Origin of the sequence: Pseudomonas sp. UBA4617 (genome assembly GCF_002386445.1) — a bacterium.
Lineage (GTDB): Bacteria > Pseudomonadota > Gammaproteobacteria > Pseudomonadales > Pseudomonadaceae > Aquipseudomonas.
Genome location: NZ_DGIR01000026.1, coordinates 265509 through 281820 on the forward strand (window position 1 = coordinate 265509; position 16312 = coordinate 281820).

Consider the following 16312-nt stretch of genomic DNA (forward strand, 5'->3'; position numbering starts at 1 on the left):
TTGGCGGCCTCGCATGATAGGGCAAGGGACTATCAGCGGGGGGCCTGGCCTGTGGGAGGTAGATATGTCTGGCGCTGCGCGGCGGACGTGTCAGAGAGGACGGTGCTGAAAGCGCAATTCAGGTTTATGATGGCCCACGGCCGAATAATCCTCACACGGAGTGCGCAATGCAGACCCTGTACCCGCAGATCAAACCCTACGCCCGGCACGATCTGGCCGTGGAAGCGCCGCATGTGCTGTATGTCGACGAAAGCGGCTCGCCAGAAGGTCTGCCGGTGGTGTTCATCCACGGTGGCCCGGGGGCCGGCTGCGACGCCCAGAGCCGCTGCTACTTCGACCCCACGCTGTACCGCATCATCACCTTCGACCAGCGCGGCTGCGGCCGCTCCACGCCGCACGCGAGCCTGGAGAACAACACCACCTGGCATCTGGTCGAGGACCTGGAGCGTATCCGCGAGCACCTTGGGATAGACAAATGGGTGCTGTTCGGCGGCTCGTGGGGTTCGACCCTGGCCCTGGCCTACGCCCAGAAACACCCCGAGCGGGTGCACGGCCTGATCCTGCGCGGCATCTTCCTGTGCCGTCCCCAGGAAATTCACTGGTTCTACCAGGAGGGCGCCAGCCGCCTGTTCCCCGACTACTGGCAGGACTACATCGCGCCTATCCCGCCGGAAGAACGTGGCGACCTGGTCGCGGCTTTCCACAAGCGCCTGACCGGCAACGACCAGATCGCCCAGATGCATGCCGCCAAGGCCTGGTCGACCTGGGAAGGCCGCACTGCCACCCTGCGGCCCAACCCGCTGGTGGTCGACCGCTTCTCCGAGCCGCAACGCGCCTTGTCGATTGCCCGTATCGAATGCCACTACTTCATGAACAATGCCTTCCTCGAGCCGGATCAGCTGATCCGCGACATGCCGAAGATCGCCCACCTGCCGGCGGTGATCGTGCACGGTCGTTACGACGTGATCTGCCCGCTGGACAACGCCTGGGCGCTGCATCAAGCCTGGCCGAACAGTGAGCTGAAGGTGATCCGCGACGCCGGCCACGCGGCCTCCGAGCCTGGTATCACCGATGCCCTGGTGCGTGCTGCCGACCAGATGGCTCGGCGCTTGCTCGACCTGCCCCTGGAAGAAGCATGAAGGGCCTGCTACAGCGTGTGCGTGGCGCACGGGTAGAAGTGGCCGGGGAAGTCGTCGGCGCCATTGACCGGGGGTTGCTGGTGCTGGTGGCGGTCGAACCTGGAGATTCACGTGAACAGGCCGACAAGCTGTTGCACAAACTGTTGAACTACCGGGTGTTCAGCGATGAGCAGGGCAAGATGAACCTGTCGCTGAAGGATGTTGGCGGCGGGCTGTTGCTGGTTTCCCAATTCACCCTGGCAGCGGACACCCGCAATGGCATGCGCCCGAGCTTCTCGACGGCGGCACCACCGGCCCTTGGCGCCGAATTGTTCGACTATCTTCTGCAGCAGGCGAAGGCCTTGCATGGGGACGTCGCGAGTGGGCAATTCGGCGCGGATATGCAGGTGCATCTGGTCAATGATGGCCCCGTAACATTTATGTTACAAATATGAGGTCGAAAAACCCCGTGTTCACAGGAAAACAAGGGGTTTTGTACGATAAATAGTTGTTCCAGCCTGATGCGTTGTAACGCGACCTGCTGGATAATCGCGCGCTGCATGGACCTGCGTTCGCAGGTTCGTTTCACTCTGACTCGAGCATTGTCTGGATCCGTTTGGGGAATCATTACGCCCTCACGGGGTCCGAACAGTGCTCGCCAACCCGGCATTTGTCGCTGGCCGTTGGTTTCATGATCTGTTTTCGGCGAGGGTTGCTCGTGATTGTTAGTCCCCAAAATGCATCAAGAATCCCCGGTGTTCGGTTACGCAAGGCCTTGATGGCCGGCGTGGCAGTGGTCGGCCTGATGAGCGCGGGCCAGCTGTGGGCATTCAATCTTGACGATGTTGCAGCCAAGGCAAAGGATCTGGCCGGCCAGAAGTACGAAGCACCGAAAAGCAATCTGCCGGCGGTGTTCCGCGACATGAAGTTCGCGGACTACCAGAAGATCCATTTCCTGCAGGAAAAGGCCGAATGGGCCAAGGACAAGACCCCGTTCAAGCTGTCGTTCTATCACCAGGGCATGCACTTCGACACACCGGTGAAGATCAACCAGGTCACCGCCACCAAGGTCGAGGAAATCAAGTACGACCCGAGCCGCTTCGAGTTCGGTGACGTGCCGCACGACCCGGAAACCACCAAGAACCTGGGTTACGCCGGTTTCCGCGTGCTGTACCCGATCAACAAGGCCGACAAGCAGGACGAGATCATGACCCTGCTTGGCGCCAGCTATTTCCGTGTGGTCGGCAAGGGCCACGTGTACGGCCTGTCGGCCCGTGGCCTGGCCATCGACACGGCGCTGCCGTCGGGTGAGGAATTCCCGCGCTTCACCGAGTTCTGGGTCGAGAAGCCCAAGCCGGCCGACAAGCACCTGGTGATCTACGCACTGCTGGACTCGCCACGTTCCACTGGCGCCTACAAGCTGACCCTGCGTCCGGGCAACGACACGGTGGTCGATGTGCAGTCCCGCGTGTTCCTGCGTGACCACGTCAGCCGCCTGGGCATCGCCCCGTTGACCAGTATGTACCTGTTTGGCCCCAACCAGCCGTCCAAGATCCTCAACTATCGCCCGGCCCTGCACGACTCCGAAGGCCTGTCGATCCATGCGGGTAACGGCGAGTGGCTGTGGCGTCCGCTGAACAACCCGAAACACCTGGCCGTCAGCAACTTCAGCGTCGAAAACCCGCGTGGCTTCGGCCTGATGCAGCGCCAGCGCGCATTCAGTGACTACGAAGACCTCGACGACAACTACCAGAAGCGCCCGAGCGCCTGGATCGAGCCGAAGGGTGACTGGGGCAAGGGCACCGTCGACCTGGTCGAAATCCCGACTGCCGACGAGACCAATGACAACATCGTGGCGTTCTGGAGCCCGGAAAAACTGCCTGAGCCAGGCAAGCCGTTCGAGTATGCCTACCGTTTGCACTGGACCATCGACGAGCCGAAGTTCCAGGCGCCTGAGCTGGGCTGGGTCAAGCAGACCCTGCGTTCCACCGGTGACGTCAAGCAATCCAACCTGATCCGCCAGCCTGACGGCAGCGTTGCATTCCTGGTCGACTTCGCCGGCCCGACGCTGGCGGCCTTGCCGGAAGACACCGCCGTGCGCAGCCAGATCAGCGTCGGCGACAACGCCGAGGTGGTGGAGAACAACTTGCGCTATAACCCTGAGACCAAGGGCTGGCGCCTCACGCTGCGCCTGAAGGTCAAGGAAGCCAACAAATCGACCGAAATGCGCGCCGCGCTGGTGCGTGACGTGCCAGTCGAAACCGCCAAGCCTGCCGCCGATGCCAAGCAGGACAAGGCTGCAGCCAAGCATGCCAAGGCCGACAAAGCCGCCAAGGCCGAACAACCTGCCGCCGATGCGGCACCCACCAACGGGGCCCCGGCCACCACCGAGAAGGTGCTGACCGAGACCTGGAGCTATCAGTTGCCTGCCGATGAGTAACTCAAGCGCAAGGCCGGAATCGCTACGCGAATATCTGGCCCACCTACCACTGAGCGATGAGCAACGGGCGGAACTCGCCAGTTGCACGTCCTTCAGTGAGCTGCACCAACGCCTGGCGGCCAACCCGGCCGCCAGCTCTGCCGAGGCCGTGCAGGCCTCGGTGGGCCCGCGCCTGACCGTAGGCAGCGCCGCCGAGCTGGAAGACGCCGAAATGCTCGGCGTCGACGGCAGCGGTCGGCTGTGCCTGAAGATCGCCCCGCCGATCAAGCGCACCAAGGTCGTGCCCGAGCCATGGCGCACCAACGTCCTGATCCGCATGTGGCGACGCATGACCGGCCGTGCCAATGCGCCGCAGCCGCCCAAGCGAGAGCTGCCGCCGGCCCGCTGGCGCACGGTCGGCTCGATCCGCCGTTACATCCTGCTGGCGCTGATGATCGGCCAGACCATCGTCGCCGGCTGGTACATGAAGGGTATCCTGCCTTACCAGGGCTGGTCGTTCGTGGACTTCGACGAAGTCATCAACCAGCCACTGTGGGACACCGTGGTACAGGTCTGGCCGTACGCCTTGCAGACCTCCATCCTGGTTCTTTTCGGCATCCTGTTCTGCTGGGTGTCGGCAGGTTTCTGGACCGCACTGATGGGCTTCCTCGAGCTGCTCACCGGGCGCGACAAATACAAGATCTCGGGCAGCAGCGCCGGTAATGAGCCGATCGCGCCCGAGGCGCGTACCGCGCTGGTGATGCCGATCTGCAACGAAGACGTTCCGCGGGTGTTCGCCGGCCTGCGCGCAACGTTCGAGTCGGTAGCCGCCAGCGGCAACCTCGATCGCTTCGACTTCTTCGTGCTCAGCGACACCAACGACACCGACATCGCCGTGGCCGAGCAACAGGCCTGGCTGGACGTGTGCCGCGAAACCAAAGGCTTCGGCCGCATCTTCTACCGTCGCCGCCGGCGCCGGGTGAAGCGCAAGAGCGGCAACCTCGACGACTTCTGCCGTCGTTGGGGTGGCGAGTACAAGTACATGGTCGTGCTCGACGCCGACAGCGTCATGAGCGGCGAGTGCTTGAGCAGCCTGGTGCGCCTGATGGAGGCCAACCCGGACGCCGGCATCATCCAGACCGGGCCGAAGGCCTCGGGCATGGATACCCTGTATGCGCGCCTGCAGCAGTTCGCCACCCGCGTGTACGGCCCGCTGTTCACCGCCGGCCTGCACTTCTGGCAGCTGGGCGAGTCGCACTACTGGGGCCACAACGCGATCATCCGCATGAAGCCGTTCATCGAACACTGCGCCCTGGCGCCGTTGCCGGGCAAGGGCGCGTTCGCCGGGGCGATCCTGTCCCACGACTTCGTCGAGGCCGCACTGATGCGCCGCGCCGGCTGGGGCGTGTGGATCGCCTACGACCTGCCGGGCAGCTATGAGGAATTGCCGCCGAACCTGCTCGACGAACTCAAGCGCGACCGCCGCTGGTGCCATGGCAACCTGATGAACTTCCGCCTGTTCCTGGTCAAGGGCATGCACCCGGTGCACCGCGCGGTGTTTCTGACCGGGGTGATGTCGTATCTGTCGGCGCCGTTGTGGTTCCTGTTCCTGGTGCTGTCGACCGCGCTGCTGGCGACCAACACGTTGATGGAGCCGCAGTACTTCATCGAGCCGTACCAGCTCTACCCGCTGTGGCCGCAGTGGCACCCGGAGAAGGCCGTGGCGCTGTTCTCCACCACCATCGTGCTGCTGTTCCTGCCCAAGCTGCTCAGCGTCATCCTGATCTGGGCCAAGGGTGCGACCGAGTTCGGTGGGCGGATCAAGGTCACCTTGTCGATGCTGATGGAGATGCTGTTCTCCATGTTGCTGGCGCCGGTGCGCATGATCTTCCACACCCGCTTCGTGCTGGCTGCATTCCTCGGCTGGGCAGCGACCTGGAACTCGCCGCAGCGTGACGACGACTCCACGCCCTGGAGCGAAGCCGTGCGCCGCCACGGTCCGCAGACCCTGCTGGGTATTGCCTGGGCGGCGCTGGTGGCCTGGCTTAACCCGAGCTTCCTGTGGTGGCTGGCGCCAATCGTCGGTTCGCTGGTGCTGTCGATCCCGGTTTCGGTGATTTCCAGCCGCACCCGCCTGGGGCTGGCGGCCAAGGACGAAAAGCTGTTCCTCATTCCCGAGGAGTACGCCACGCCGCAGGAGCTGCTGGCCACTGACCAGTACACCCACGAAAACCGCTGGCATGCCCTGCATGACGGCTTCGTGCGCGCAGTGGTCGACCCGCGGCAGAACGCCCTGGCCTGCGCCATGGCCACTGCCCGCCACGGCCAGGCGGCGCCGATCGAGGCGCTGCGTGTCGAGCGTGTGGCCAAGGCGATGGAGGTCGGGCCAAAGGGGCTGGATCTCAATACCCGCCTGGCCCTGCTCAGCGACCCTGTGGCACTGAGCCGCCTGCACGAACAGGTGTGGGCCGAGCACAACGCGGCATGGATCGATGTGTGGCGTGCGTCGATAAAGAACGACCCGCATTCGCCACTGTTGCCGCTGCATCCGGAGAATGAAGGCCAGCCGGCACTCGTCGGCGCCTGATTCATCCCGATCGCGGATAAATCCGCTGCTGCGGGGCTACCCCTGTAGGAGCGGATTTATCCGCGATGTTTTTTTGGCCAACAAAGTCCCCGCCGGCTCTAGGTCCGAGAGCCGCCATGCGTTAGCATCCCTCTCCGACATGCCGCATCGGCCAGTACGGCCGTGCCAACAATAAGATTCGCTACTTTTCTTGCTAGGGGACCTGGTGATGATCAAGAAATACCTTTCGCGACTGCTGGTCGGTGTCACCGCCCTGGTCGCCGTGACTGCGGCCCAGGCCGGAGCCATCGATGACGCGGTCAAGCGCGGCACCCTGCGGGTGGGTATGGACCCGACCTACATGCCGTTCCAGATGACCAACAAGCGTGGCGAGATCATCGGCTTCGAAGTCGATATCCTCAAGGCCATGGCCAAGTCCATGGGCGTCAAGTTCGAGCCGGTGTCCACCGCCTATGACGGCATCATCCCGGCCCTGCTGACCGACAAGTTCGACATGATCGGCAGCGGCATGACCCTGACCCAGGAGCGCAACCTGCGCCTGAACTTCAGCGAACCCTTCATCGTGGTCGGCCAGACCCTGCTGATCCGCAAGGAGCTGGCGGGCGAGATCAAGTCGTACAAGGACCTCAACAACGAGAAGTACCGCCTGACTTCCAAGCTGGGTACTACCGGTGAGATGGTTGCCAAGAAGCTGATCGGCAAAGCCAATTACCATGGCTACGACAATGAGCAGGAAGCGGTGATGGACGTGGTCAACGGCAAGGCCGATGCCTTCGTCTATGACGCGCCTTACAACGTCGTGGCAGTGGAGAAGGCCGGTGCCGGCAAGCTGCTGTTCCTCGAAGAACCCTTCACCTACGAGCCGCTGGCCTTCGGCCTGAAGAAAGGCGACTACGACAGCATCAACTTCATCAACAATTTCCTGCACCAGATCAAGCATGACGGGACCTATGATCGTATTCACGACAAGTGGTTCAAGAACAAGGACTGGCTGAAGGAAATGGAGTAAGGCCCAGGCCACAAGCCCGGCTTTATGACCCCGACGCGCAGGCAAACCCTGCGCGTTCGCATTTACGGAAGTACCCCACGTGATCAAACACAAGAAAGCCCAGTGGCCTTGGCATGGGCTGACCGCCCTGGTTCTGGTGGGCCTGGCGTTCAGCCTGTACCTGGCCACCTCGATGATTTCCTACGAATGGCGCTGGAACCGTGTCCCGCAGTACTTCGCCTACAAGGCCGAGGAAGCACAGCGTGCCGCCGGTTACGGTACGGTGCAGGAAATCGTCATTTCCGGCGATAACGCCCGCGTCACGCTGAAGGACGAGAACGGCGACGAGCAGGTGCTCGACGTGGCCAAGGACAGCCTGCAGCTGGCCCGTGGCGATGATGTCGCGGAAGGTGACCAGATCGGTGTTACCCGCCACTGGGCCGCCGGCCCGCTGGCCTGGGGCCTGTGGACCACTCTGTGGATTTCGGTGGTGTCCGGTGCCCTGGGCCTGGTGATCGGCCTGTTCGCCGGCCTCTGCCGCCTGTCCAGCAACCCGACCTTGCGTGACCTGTCGATGGTGTATGTCGAACTGGTGCGCGGTACCCCGCTGCTGGTGCAGATCTTCATCTTCTACTTCTTCATCGGCACGGTGCTCAACCTGTCCCGCGAGTTTGCCGGGGTCGCCGCGCTGGCGCTGTTCACAGGCGCCTATGTGGCCGAGATCGTGCGTGCCGGTGTGCAATCCATCGCCAAGGGCCAGAACGAAGCCGCGCGCTCGCTAGGCCTGAACGCGGGCCAGTCGATGCGTCATGTGATCCTGCCGCAGGCGTTCAAGCGTGTGCTGCCGCCTCTGGCCGGGCAGTTCATCAGCCTGGTCAAGGACACCTCGCTAGTGTCGGTGATCGCCATCACCGAACTGACCAAGAGCGGCCGCGAGGCCATCACCACCTCGTTCTCGACTTTCGAGATCTGGTTCTGCGTGGCAGGTCTGTACCTGCTGATCAACCTGCCGCTGTCGCACCTGGCCAGCCGGCTCGAGCGGAGGCTTGCGCAAAGTGATTGAAGTCCGTGACCTGCTGAAAGTCTTCGACACCCGTGGCCACGTGGTACGTGCTGTGGATAACGTCACCACCCAGGTTGCCAAGGGCGAAGTGGTGGTGGTGCTCGGCCCGTCGGGGTCGGGCAAGTCGACCTTCCTGCGCTGCCTCAACGGCCTGGAGCATTTCGACGAAGGCCATGTGGCCATCGATGGCCTGCAACTGGCCGACCCGAAGACCGACATCAACGCCTACCGCCGCGAAGTCGGCATGGTGTTCCAGCACTTCAACCTGTTTCCGCACATGACCGTGCTGGAAAACCTGTGCCTGGCGCAGAAAGTCGTGCGCAAGCGCAACAAGGCCGAGCGCGAGGCCAAGGCCCGGGCACTGCTGGAGAAGGTCGGCATTGCGCAGAAGGCCAACGAATACCCGTCACGCCTGTCCGGCGGGCAGCAGCAGCGGGTGGCGATCGCCCGCGCCCTGGCCATGGACCCGAAAGTGATGTTGTTCGACGAGCCGACTTCGGCGCTGGACCCGGAAATGGTCGGCGAGGTGCTGGACGTGATGAAGACCCTCGCTCAGGAGGGTATGACCATGGTCTGCGTAACCCATGAGATGGGCTTTGCCCGCGAAGTGGCGGACCGCGTGCTTTTCTTCGACCATGGCAAGTTGCTGGAGGACGCGGCGCCAGCGGCGTTCTTCGCTGCGCCGAAGGACCCGCGGGCACAGGCCTTCCTGCGTCAGGTGCTGTAACCACGGGCGGCGCTTAGCGCCCCTTTCGCGACACAAGGCCGCTCCTGCAACAGGCCGCGTTCCTCGGCAGGAGCGGCCTTGTGTCGCGAAAGGGCTGCAAAGCAGCCCCGGCAATCTCACATGCTGAACCGCCTCACCATCCCGCGCAGCTGTTGCCCCAACTGCTCCAGTTCCCCGCTCGAAGTCGCCGTCTGTTCGCTGGCCGCGCTGGTCTGATCCGAAACGTCCCGCACATTCAGCACGCTGCGGTTGATCTGTTCGGCGACCACGCTCTGTTCTTCACTGGCCGTGGCGATCTGCTGGTTCATGCCCTGGATGCTCGACACCGTGTCGGTAATCTGGCCCAACGCATGCCCGGCCCTGCGGCTCAGTTCCACGCTTTGCTCGGTCAGGCTCTTGCTGTTGTCCAGCAGCCGGGTCACTTCATCGGTACCGTTATGCAAGCTGTCGATCAGTTGGCCGATTTCTTCTGTCGCTGTCGAAGTGCGCTGGGCCAGGCCACGGACTTCGTCGGCCACCACGGCAAAACCGCGCCCGGCTTCACCGGCCCGTGCCGCTTCGATCGCTGCGTTCAGGGCCAGCAGGTTGGTCTGTTCGGACACCGACTTGATCACATCGAGGATGCTGCCGATGCGCTGGCTCTCGCCGGCCAGGTGCTGCATGGCCGCCAGGCAATGGTCCATCTGCCTGGCCAGTTGCTCGATCCGCCCGATGGCTTCGGCCACCACCTGGTCGCCCATCTGCGCCTGCTGATCGGCATTGGTCGCGGCCATCGAGGCCTGTTCGGCGTTCTGCGCGACTTCTTGCACCGTGGCGCTCATCTGGTTCATGGCGGTGGCTACCTGATCGGTTTCCTCGCGCTGCTGGTTGATGCGCAGCTTGGTATCCTCGCTGCTGGTCGCCAGCTCCGAGGCGGCCTGTGACAGCTGGCCGACGCCTTGGTCTATGCCGCCGATCAGTTCGCGCAGGCTCAAGGTCATGTCGCGCATGCTGCCTTGCAACTGGCCCATCTCGTCACGACGCTGCACCGCTTCGACCTGGCTCAGGTCGCCTTTGGCAATCCGCGCAGCCACGCCCAGCGTCTGGCGCAGCGGCTGGGTAATCTGCAAGGTGATCAACCAGCTGGCCAAGACACCCACCACCAGCGCCAGCAGTGCCACGCTGGTCAGCAGCGAGCGGGCGGCCAGGGCTTCGCTGTCGCGTTGTTCGATCTTGCGCTTGCCCAGTTCCAGGCTTACGGCACGCAGTTCGTCGCCCATTGTTTCCAGGTTGTTCTGTAGCTGCTCGACGTGCACGGCGGCGCGGCGGTACTGCTCCAGGCTGGCGCGGTATCTGGCCAGTTCGACCGCCGGCTGTTCGGTCAGGGCGCGGGGCAAGCCTAGCGGGGCAAGGCCTTTGAGCAACTGTTCAAGGCTGCTGTCAGCGGCAGCCAGGGCGCTGTTTCCGACCTTGGCGAAGTCCTCGACAGGGGAGAAGGTGTAAGCCGGCACCAGGCTCTGCTGGTTGGCACCGTCGATATGCCGGCTTACCGTGTCCATCAGGCCGAGCACGCCTCTTTGCTGGCTGTCGGCGCCCATCCTCAGCAAGGCCTGGGTCTGCAATTCGTCGATCGCGTCGTTGAGTTTCTGCTCCTGGGCCTGCATGGCCTGGCGCAGGCTGGTACGGTTGGCGACGCTGCGTTGCAGTTCGCTGAAATCGTCACGCAGCCGCTGCAACAATGCCAGCTTTTCGCTGAGTATTTCCCGGGATTCGTCGACGTTGCTGCGTTGCTGCAGGGCGGTCAGCCTGTTGTTCAGTTGGTCGAGGATGTGGCTGATCTGCGTTTTGCTGCTGTCATCGCTGAGGACGCGGTAGGTAATGCGTTCCGCGCGCAGGTCCTTGGTCAGGTCGTTGATCTGGCCTATCTCGCTGAGTTGCTGCGAACGCACGATGGCGCCATCCAGCGCGCGCCAGCCGCTGATCGTGGTTGCCAGGGTAAGCAGCAACACCACAGCGAAGCCGAGGGCGAGCTTGGCACCGACACTGATGTTGCCGAGCTTGCGGTTGAGGTAGCCGAGCATGGTGAGTCTCCGTGCAATTGGGGAGGGGATGCGGGCGCAGTGCCAGCATCACACCTCTGCCAATCGGCAGCGGAGGTGTAGGACTTGACCTGAAAATCAGGTAGGAAATTTCACCGTAACTAGTAGGAATGATCTGCCTGTGCTGGTCCCTCCGCGGGAACAGCACAGGCTACCCCATTCACCAGATCAAAGCTTGAACCGCCCCACCAACCCTTGCAGGTGGGTACCCAGCCGCGCCAGTTCCACGCTCGAGCTGGCTGTCTCTTCACTGGCTGCCGAGGTCTGGTCGGAAATGTCCCGCACGTTCATCACGCTGCGGTTGATCTCCTCGGCCACCGCTGTCTGCTGTTCCGCCGCCGTGGCGATCTGCTGGTTCATCGCCTGGATCGACGACACGGTCCGGGTAATAGTTTCGAGGGAACTGCCTGCGCGGCGGGTCAGTTCGACGCTGCTGTCGGTCAACTGGCGGCTACTGTCCATCACGCTGGCCACACGCTGGGTGCCGCTCTGCAGGCCGGCGATCAGCTCTTCGATTTCCTCGGTCGATTGCTGCGTTCGCTGGGCCAGGCTGCGCACCTCATCGGCAACCACGGCGAAGCCACGCCCGGCCTCGCCGGCACGGGCGGCCTCGATCGCCGCGTTGAGGGCTAGCAGGTTGGTCTGCTGGGCCACCGACTTGATCACATCGAGCACGCTGCCGATCTTGTCGCTTTCGGCCTTGAGCTGGTTCATCGCCTCGCTGGAGTTGACCACTTCGCCCGCCAGGCGCTCGATCTGTGCCACCGCTTCGCCCACCACGCGGTCGCCTTCGCGGGCCTGCTGGTCGGCTATCAGCGCGGCTTCCGAGGCCTGCTCGGCATTGCGGGCCACTTCGTGCACGGTAGCGGTCATCTGGTTCATGGCGGTCGCCACCTGGTCGGTTTCGACTTTCTGGTTGTTGACCCCGGCACTGGTCTGCTCGGTCACCGCCGACAGCTCCTCGGCGGCGCTGGCGATCTGCGTGACGCCATCGCCGATGCCGCCGATCAGTTCGCGCAGGCCTTGGGTCATTCGCTGCATGCTGGCCTGCAGCTGGCCGAGTTCATCGCGGCGTTGCACCTGGGGCTGCTGGGTCAGGTCGCCACTGGCCACCCGTTCGGCGGCGCGCAAGGTCTGGCGCAGCGGGATGATGATCTGCCGGGAGATGATCCAGGCTGCCAGCAAACCCAGGGCCATGGCTAGCGCGGTGGCCAGGGCGAGCAGGCTCTTGGCCTGGGCGGCGCCGGCGTTGCGTACCTGAGTCTGCGAATCGGTCATCGCCTGGCCGGTCTGCAACAGCACCGTACCGTGCGCGACCATGTTTTGCAGGGCCTGCTCGGTAGCGGCCTGGGCGTTGCCGAACTGGGTTACCGCGTCACGGTAGCCCGCCATGGCAGTGGCAGCGTCGTCCAGGCTGGCGGCATGTTCGGCAGGCACCTTGGCCGGCAGCGCGCGCAACTCGGCCAGGGCCTGGTCGATGGCCTTGAGTGCGGTTTGCTGGAAATCGGCATTGCCGCTGTAGGTGTAGCCACGTACCTGGAAGCGCGCCTGTTGCAGCAAGGCACCGACTTCAACGGCGTACTGGTATTGGCTGATGTCGCCACCTTGCAACAGGCCACGCTGTACGCGGCCGACCAGTTCCGTGGCCTTGTCGGCTGTGTCGCCAAGCACGCTGCGGCTGGCCTCGCGGCGTTGCCCGGCCTGTTTCAGCTCGCTGAATGCCTGTTGGTAGCCGCGCACGGCCTCGCGCTGTTGCTCCAGGCGCTGGCGGTCGGCGGGTTGTTCGATCTGCGTGAGCATCAGTTGAACCTGACGGTCGAGATTGGCCAGGGCTTTTTCCAGCTCTGCCACCGAAGCATCGTCACGCTGGCGCTGGTATTGCTGGCGGGCGATGCGCAGTTCCTGGGTATATCCCAGGATCCCCGAGATGTTGCCCAGCTTGTCGCCACGGTCGACGATGCTGTCCATGCCGTGCCAGCCAGTCAGGGTGGTGGCCAGGGTCAGTAGCAGAACGAGACCGAAGCCCAGGCCCAGTTTGCGACTGACGCTCACGTTGCCCAACGATTGGGCGATCCATTGATACATGTGAAATCCCCTGGCCGGCTTGGCAGCACGAAAATGTGTTGTTGTTGCCAAAGCCATCGGCGCGGGGAAGGGAAACTTTATGGGTAAAAGTTGACCCGTTTGTCAGAATATTCGTGAAAGCAGTGCTGTCACAGCGGTCTCTACGCGCAGGATGCGCTCACCCAGTTGCACCGGGGTCAGGCCGGCCTGGCCCAAAAGCTCCACTTCGTAGGGGATCCAGCCACCCTCCGGGCCGATGGCCAGGGTCACGGCTTGCTCCACGGCACGTGGGCAGGCGGGGTAGGGGCCAGGGTGGCCGACCAAGCCCAGGGTGCCTGCGGCGATGGATGGCAGGCGATCTTCGACGAACGGTTTGAAGCGTTTTTCGATGATCACCTCGGGCAGCACGGTGTCACGTGCCTGTTCCAGGCCGAGGATGAAGTTTTCGCGAATGCTGTCGGGGTGCAGGAAGGGCGTTTGCCAGAAGCTTTTCTCGACCTTGTAGCTGTTCACCAGGATCAGCCGCGGTACGCCCAGGGTGGCTACGGTCTGGAACAGCCGGCGCAGCATTTTCGGGCGGGGAACGGCCAGCACCAGGGTCAACGGCAGTTTCGCCGGTGGCTGCTGATCGAAGACGACCTGCAGTTCGGCCTCGTGAGTTTCCAGGCGCAACACCGTGGCCTTGCCCATCAGGCCGTTGACACGGCCCACGCGCAGATTGTCGCCCACCGTCACGCGGTGGATCTCCTGCATGTGGGTGAAGCGCCGGTCAGCAAGAACGACGCGGTCGGCCGCGACGAAGTCGGCCTCTTCAAGAAGCAACAGGTTCACGGTTGGGTCGCTGGCGGCTGGTCGTTGTGGTCGTTGGCGGGGTTATCGTCGGCTTCGCTGCGCTTGCGGATCAGGCTGCCGCACAGCACGCCGATCTCGAACAGCAGCCACATGGGTACAGCGAGCAGGGTCTGGGAGAAGATGTCCGGCGGAGTGAGGACCATGCCGACCACGAAGCAGCCGATGATCACGTAGGGGCGGATCTTCTTCAGGTACTTCACGTCGACCACGCCGATCCACACCAGCAGTACCACCGCCACCGGGATCTCGAAGGCCACGCCGAAGGCGAAGAACAGCGTCATCACGAAGTCCAGGTAGCTGGCGATGTCGGTCATCATCGACACGCCTTCTGGCGTGGCACTGGCGAAGAAACCGAAGATCAGCGGGAACACCAGGAAGTAGGCGAACGCCATGCCGGCGTAGAACAGCAGGATGCTCGATACCAGCAGCGGGATGGCGATGCGCTTTTCATGACGGTACAGCCCGGGTGCGATGAAGCCCCAGATCTGCTGCAGGATGAACGGGATCGCCAGGAACAGCGAGACGATCATGGTCAGCTTGAACGGTGTCAGGAACGGCGAGGCCACGTCGGTGGCGATCATCGTCGCATTCGCCGGCAAGTGCTCGCGCAGTGGCGCCGAGACCAGCGTGTAGATCTGCTGGGCGAAGGAGAACAGCCCGGCAAAAATGAGGAAAATGACAGCAACGCAGCGCAACAGGCGTGTGCGCAGTTCGGTCAGGTGCGATACCAGCGGCATCGGCTGGTCGTGTTCCGGGTTCTCGCTCATGGGGCTCGCGGCGGTTGGGGCGGTTCGGAAGGTGTGGCCGGGGCGGCAGCTGTCTCGACTGGCCGGGCTTCAAGCCCGGCAGGGGGCTGCACGACTGCAGTGGTGACGGGCGGCTGTGCCGGTGGGGTCATCGGGTTGAGGATGCGTTTGGCTTCCTCTTCCATCTGCAGGATGTGCTCGTTGTGCAGTTGGCGACGGATTTCGTCGGCGCCGATTTCGCGCTCCACTTCCATCTTGATGCTGTTGAAGCTGCGCTTGAGCCGACCGATCCACAGGCCCGCCGTGCGTGCGGCACCGGGCAGGCGCTCGGGGCCGAGCACCAGCAGGGCGACCAGGCCGACGAGCAGCAGCTCGCTGAAACTGATGCCGAACATGGGTCAGTCTTTCCGCTGCGGCTCTTGGACCGGCTGGGCCTGGCCTTCGATGGTATGCGCCTGGTTCGGCTGGGCGGTGTTCTGTACCGGGGGGACGGGCTGGGCTGGCGGTGGGGTCTGCTCGGCCGGCTTGTTCTCTTCGTCGCTCATGGCCTTGCGGAAACCCTTGATCGACTCGCCCAGGTCGCTGCCGAAATTCTTCAGTTTCTTGGTGCCGAACACCAGGACCACGACGACCAGCAGGACGATCCAGTGTTTCCAGTCAAAGATACCCATTTCTTACTCCTGAAATTGTGTGTGGGCGCAGGACATCTGTGTTGCATCCTCTGTGGGAGCGGGCACGCCCGCTCGCACAGGCCTTTGATACATCAGGCAGAGGGCTGGCGTGCTGCCTTCTCATCGTGCCCGGACAGCCCGAAGCGGCGTTCCAGTTCATCGAGCACGGCTTGCGGATGCTGGCCCAGCGCGCTGAGCATCACCAGGCTATGAAACCACAGGTCGGCGGTTTCATAGATGACATCGCTGTAATCCTTGCTGAGCGCAGCATCCTTGGCGGCAATGATCGTCTCGACCGATTCTTCGCCGAGCTTTTCCAGAATCTTGTTCAGGCCCTTGTGGTACAGGCTGGCCACGTAGGAGCTGTCGGGCGCCGCTTGCTTGCGTTCTTCAAGCACGTCGGCCAGGCGATTGAGGGTGTCGCTCATGTCAGTGTCCTGCGCTGTAGATGGCATCCGGGTCTTTCAGGACCGGGTCGACGGTTTTCCACTGGCCGTCTTCGAAAACACGGTAGAAGCAGCTTTCACGGCCAGTATGGCAGGCGATATGGCCCAGTTGCTCGACCATCAGGATGACCACGTCGGCATCGCAGTCCAGGCGCATTTCCTGCAGCTTCTGCACATGCCCGGACTCCTCGCCCTTGCGCCACAGCTTGCCACGCGAACGCGACCAATAGATGGCACGCTGTTCGGCGGCGGTCAGGGCCAGCGATTCGCGGTTCATCCAGGCCATCATCAGCACGCGTCCGGTCTTGTGGTCCTGGGCGATCGCCGGTACCAGGCCCTCGCTGTTCCACTTGATCTCGTCCAGCCAGTCTTTCATCGTCGACTCCAAAGCGGGCCCGCTCCTGTGCCGGGCCCTTTGCGCTAGTGTGCCAGCCATGGGCGCGGCTGGCTATTGGCGCACGATCAGGTAAAGGCCAGCGGCCAGCATCAGCCAGGCCGGCCAGGCGCTCGGGGCGGCCAGGCTGGCTGCCTCGGCGGCTCCCGCGGCCAGCAC

The 16312-nt window shown here is 63.4% G+C and carries 15 protein-coding genes and 1 pseudogene; 7 read left to right on the forward strand and 9 right to left on the reverse strand.

The window, feature by feature from the left end:
• The first annotated feature begins 167 nt into the window (after positions 1-167).
• From pip to B4L76_RS12325, 7 genes are all read left to right on the forward strand, one after another.
• On the forward strand, positions 168-1139 hold the full coding sequence (gene pip, locus B4L76_RS12295; protein WP_296232793.1) for a prolyl aminopeptidase: 972 nt from the start codon (positions 168-170) through the stop codon (positions 1137-1139).
• A complete protein-coding gene (gene dtd, locus B4L76_RS12300) occupies positions 1136-1573 on the forward strand; it encodes a D-aminoacyl-tRNA deacylase (RefSeq protein ID WP_296232794.1) in 438 nt (145 codons plus the stop codon). The genes pip and dtd overlap by 4 nt, the downstream gene beginning before the upstream one ends.
• Before the next feature lie 263 nt (positions 1574-1836).
• Positions 1837-3558, forward strand: coding sequence for a glucan biosynthesis protein G (locus tag B4L76_RS12305; RefSeq protein WP_296232795.1), 1722 nt, complete (start codon positions 1837-1839; stop codon positions 3556-3558).
• Complete coding sequence (gene mdoH, locus B4L76_RS12310; protein ID WP_296232796.1) at positions 3551-6124, forward strand: glucans biosynthesis glucosyltransferase MdoH; 2574 nt, start codon at positions 3551-3553, stop codon at positions 6122-6124. The genes B4L76_RS12305 and mdoH overlap by 8 nt, the downstream gene beginning before the upstream one ends.
• 211 nt (positions 6125-6335) lie before the next feature.
• Positions 6336-7133 carry a transporter substrate-binding domain-containing protein gene (locus B4L76_RS12315; RefSeq protein ID WP_296232821.1) on the forward strand — a complete coding sequence of 266 codons (798 nt, stop codon included), beginning with the start codon at positions 6336-6338 and terminating at the stop codon, positions 7131-7133.
• A gap of 79 nt (positions 7134-7212) precedes the next feature.
• On the forward strand, positions 7213-8175 hold the full coding sequence (locus tag B4L76_RS12320; RefSeq protein ID WP_296232798.1) for an amino acid ABC transporter permease: 963 nt from the start codon (positions 7213-7215) through the stop codon (positions 8173-8175).
• Positions 8168-8902, forward strand: coding sequence for an amino acid ABC transporter ATP-binding protein (locus B4L76_RS12325; RefSeq protein ID WP_296232823.1), 735 nt, complete (start codon positions 8168-8170; stop codon positions 8900-8902). The genes B4L76_RS12320 and B4L76_RS12325 overlap by 8 nt, the downstream gene beginning before the upstream one ends.
• 116 nt (positions 8903-9018) lie before the next feature.
• Here B4L76_RS12325 and B4L76_RS12330 read toward each other — a convergent pair whose 3' ends face one another.
• The 9 genes and pseudogenes from B4L76_RS12330 to hisI all read right to left on the reverse strand — a co-directional run bounded on the left by B4L76_RS12330 (position 9019) and on the right by hisI (position 16135).
• Positions 9019-10962 (reverse strand): methyl-accepting chemotaxis protein, encoded by a 1944-nt coding sequence (locus B4L76_RS12330; protein ID WP_296232799.1) that lies wholly within the window; start codon positions 10960-10962, stop codon positions 9019-9021.
• Between the two features lie 186 nt (positions 10963-11148).
• The gene (locus B4L76_RS24330; RefSeq protein WP_414707187.1) at positions 11149-12021 is read right to left on the reverse strand and encodes a methyl-accepting chemotaxis protein; all 873 of its coding nucleotides are present in this window, start codon (positions 12019-12021) and stop codon (positions 11149-11151) included.
• Positions 12004-13122, reverse strand: a pseudogene (locus tag B4L76_RS24335) (methyl-accepting chemotaxis protein); the annotation flags it as partial. The gene B4L76_RS24330 and the pseudogene B4L76_RS24335, both read right to left, overlap by 18 nt.
• Positions 13123-13167: 45 nt before the next feature.
• Positions 13168-13875, reverse strand: coding sequence for a 16S rRNA (uracil(1498)-N(3))-methyltransferase (locus B4L76_RS12340; RefSeq protein WP_296232801.1), 708 nt, complete (start codon positions 13873-13875; stop codon positions 13168-13170).
• Positions 13872-14663 carry a twin-arginine translocase subunit TatC gene (gene tatC, locus B4L76_RS12345; protein WP_296232803.1) on the reverse strand — a complete coding sequence of 264 codons (792 nt, stop codon included), beginning with the start codon at positions 14661-14663 and terminating at the stop codon, positions 13872-13874. The genes B4L76_RS12340 and tatC overlap by 4 nt, the downstream gene beginning before the upstream one ends.
• Positions 14660-15037, reverse strand: coding sequence for a Sec-independent protein translocase protein TatB (gene tatB / locus B4L76_RS12350; protein WP_296232804.1), 378 nt, complete (start codon positions 15035-15037; stop codon positions 14660-14662). Before tatB ends, tatC begins: the two co-directional genes overlap by 4 nt.
• 3 nt (positions 15038-15040) lie before the next feature.
• A complete protein-coding gene (locus B4L76_RS12355; protein ID WP_296232805.1) occupies positions 15041-15313 on the reverse strand; it encodes a twin-arginine translocase TatA/TatE family subunit in 273 nt (90 codons plus the stop codon).
• A gap of 92 nt (positions 15314-15405) precedes the next feature.
• Positions 15406-15741: a phosphoribosyl-ATP diphosphatase gene (locus tag B4L76_RS12360; RefSeq protein WP_296232806.1), complete on the reverse strand. Its 336-nt coding sequence runs from the start codon at positions 15739-15741 to the stop codon at positions 15406-15408.
• A 1-nt stretch (position 15742) separates the two neighbouring features.
• Positions 15743-16135 carry a phosphoribosyl-AMP cyclohydrolase gene (gene hisI, locus B4L76_RS12365; protein ID WP_296232807.1) on the reverse strand — a complete coding sequence of 131 codons (393 nt, stop codon included), beginning with the start codon at positions 16133-16135 and terminating at the stop codon, positions 15743-15745.
• Positions 16136-16312: the final 177 nt, after the last annotated feature.

What these genes read in the sequence shown, in the direction of transcription:
- pip (WP_296232793.1), top strand. Translation starts at nt 168, where the DNA reads ATGCAGACCCTGTACCCGCAGATCAAACCCTACGCCCGGCACGATCTG.
- dtd (WP_296232794.1), top strand. Translation starts at nt 1,136, where the DNA reads ATGAAGGGCCTGCTACAGCGTGTGCGTGGCGCACGGGTAGAAGTGGCC.
- mdoH (WP_296232796.1), top strand. Translation starts at nt 3,551, where the DNA reads ATGAGTAACTCAAGCGCAAGGCCGGAATCGCTACGCGAATATCTGGCC.
- B4L76_RS12330 (WP_296232799.1), bottom strand. Translation starts at nt 10,962, where the DNA reads ATGCTCGGCTACCTCAACCGCAAGCTCGGCAACATCAGTGTCGGTGCC.
- B4L76_RS24330 (WP_414707187.1), bottom strand. Translation starts at nt 12,021, where the DNA reads ATGCAGCGAATGACCCAAGGCCTGCGCGAACTGATCGGCGGCATCGGC.
- tatC (WP_296232803.1), bottom strand. Translation starts at nt 14,663, where the DNA reads ATGAGCGAGAACCCGGAACACGACCAGCCGATGCCGCTGGTATCGCAC.
- tatB (WP_296232804.1), bottom strand. Translation starts at nt 15,037, where the DNA reads ATGTTCGGCATCAGTTTCAGCGAGCTGCTGCTCGTCGGCCTGGTCGCC.
- B4L76_RS12355 (WP_296232805.1), bottom strand. Translation starts at nt 15,313, where the DNA reads ATGGGTATCTTTGACTGGAAACACTGGATCGTCCTGCTGGTCGTCGTG.
- B4L76_RS12360 (WP_296232806.1), bottom strand. Translation starts at nt 15,741, where the DNA reads ATGAGCGACACCCTCAATCGCCTGGCCGACGTGCTTGAAGAACGCAAG.
- hisI (WP_296232807.1), bottom strand. Translation starts at nt 16,135, where the DNA reads ATGAAAGACTGGCTGGACGAGATCAAGTGGAACAGCGAGGGCCTGGTA.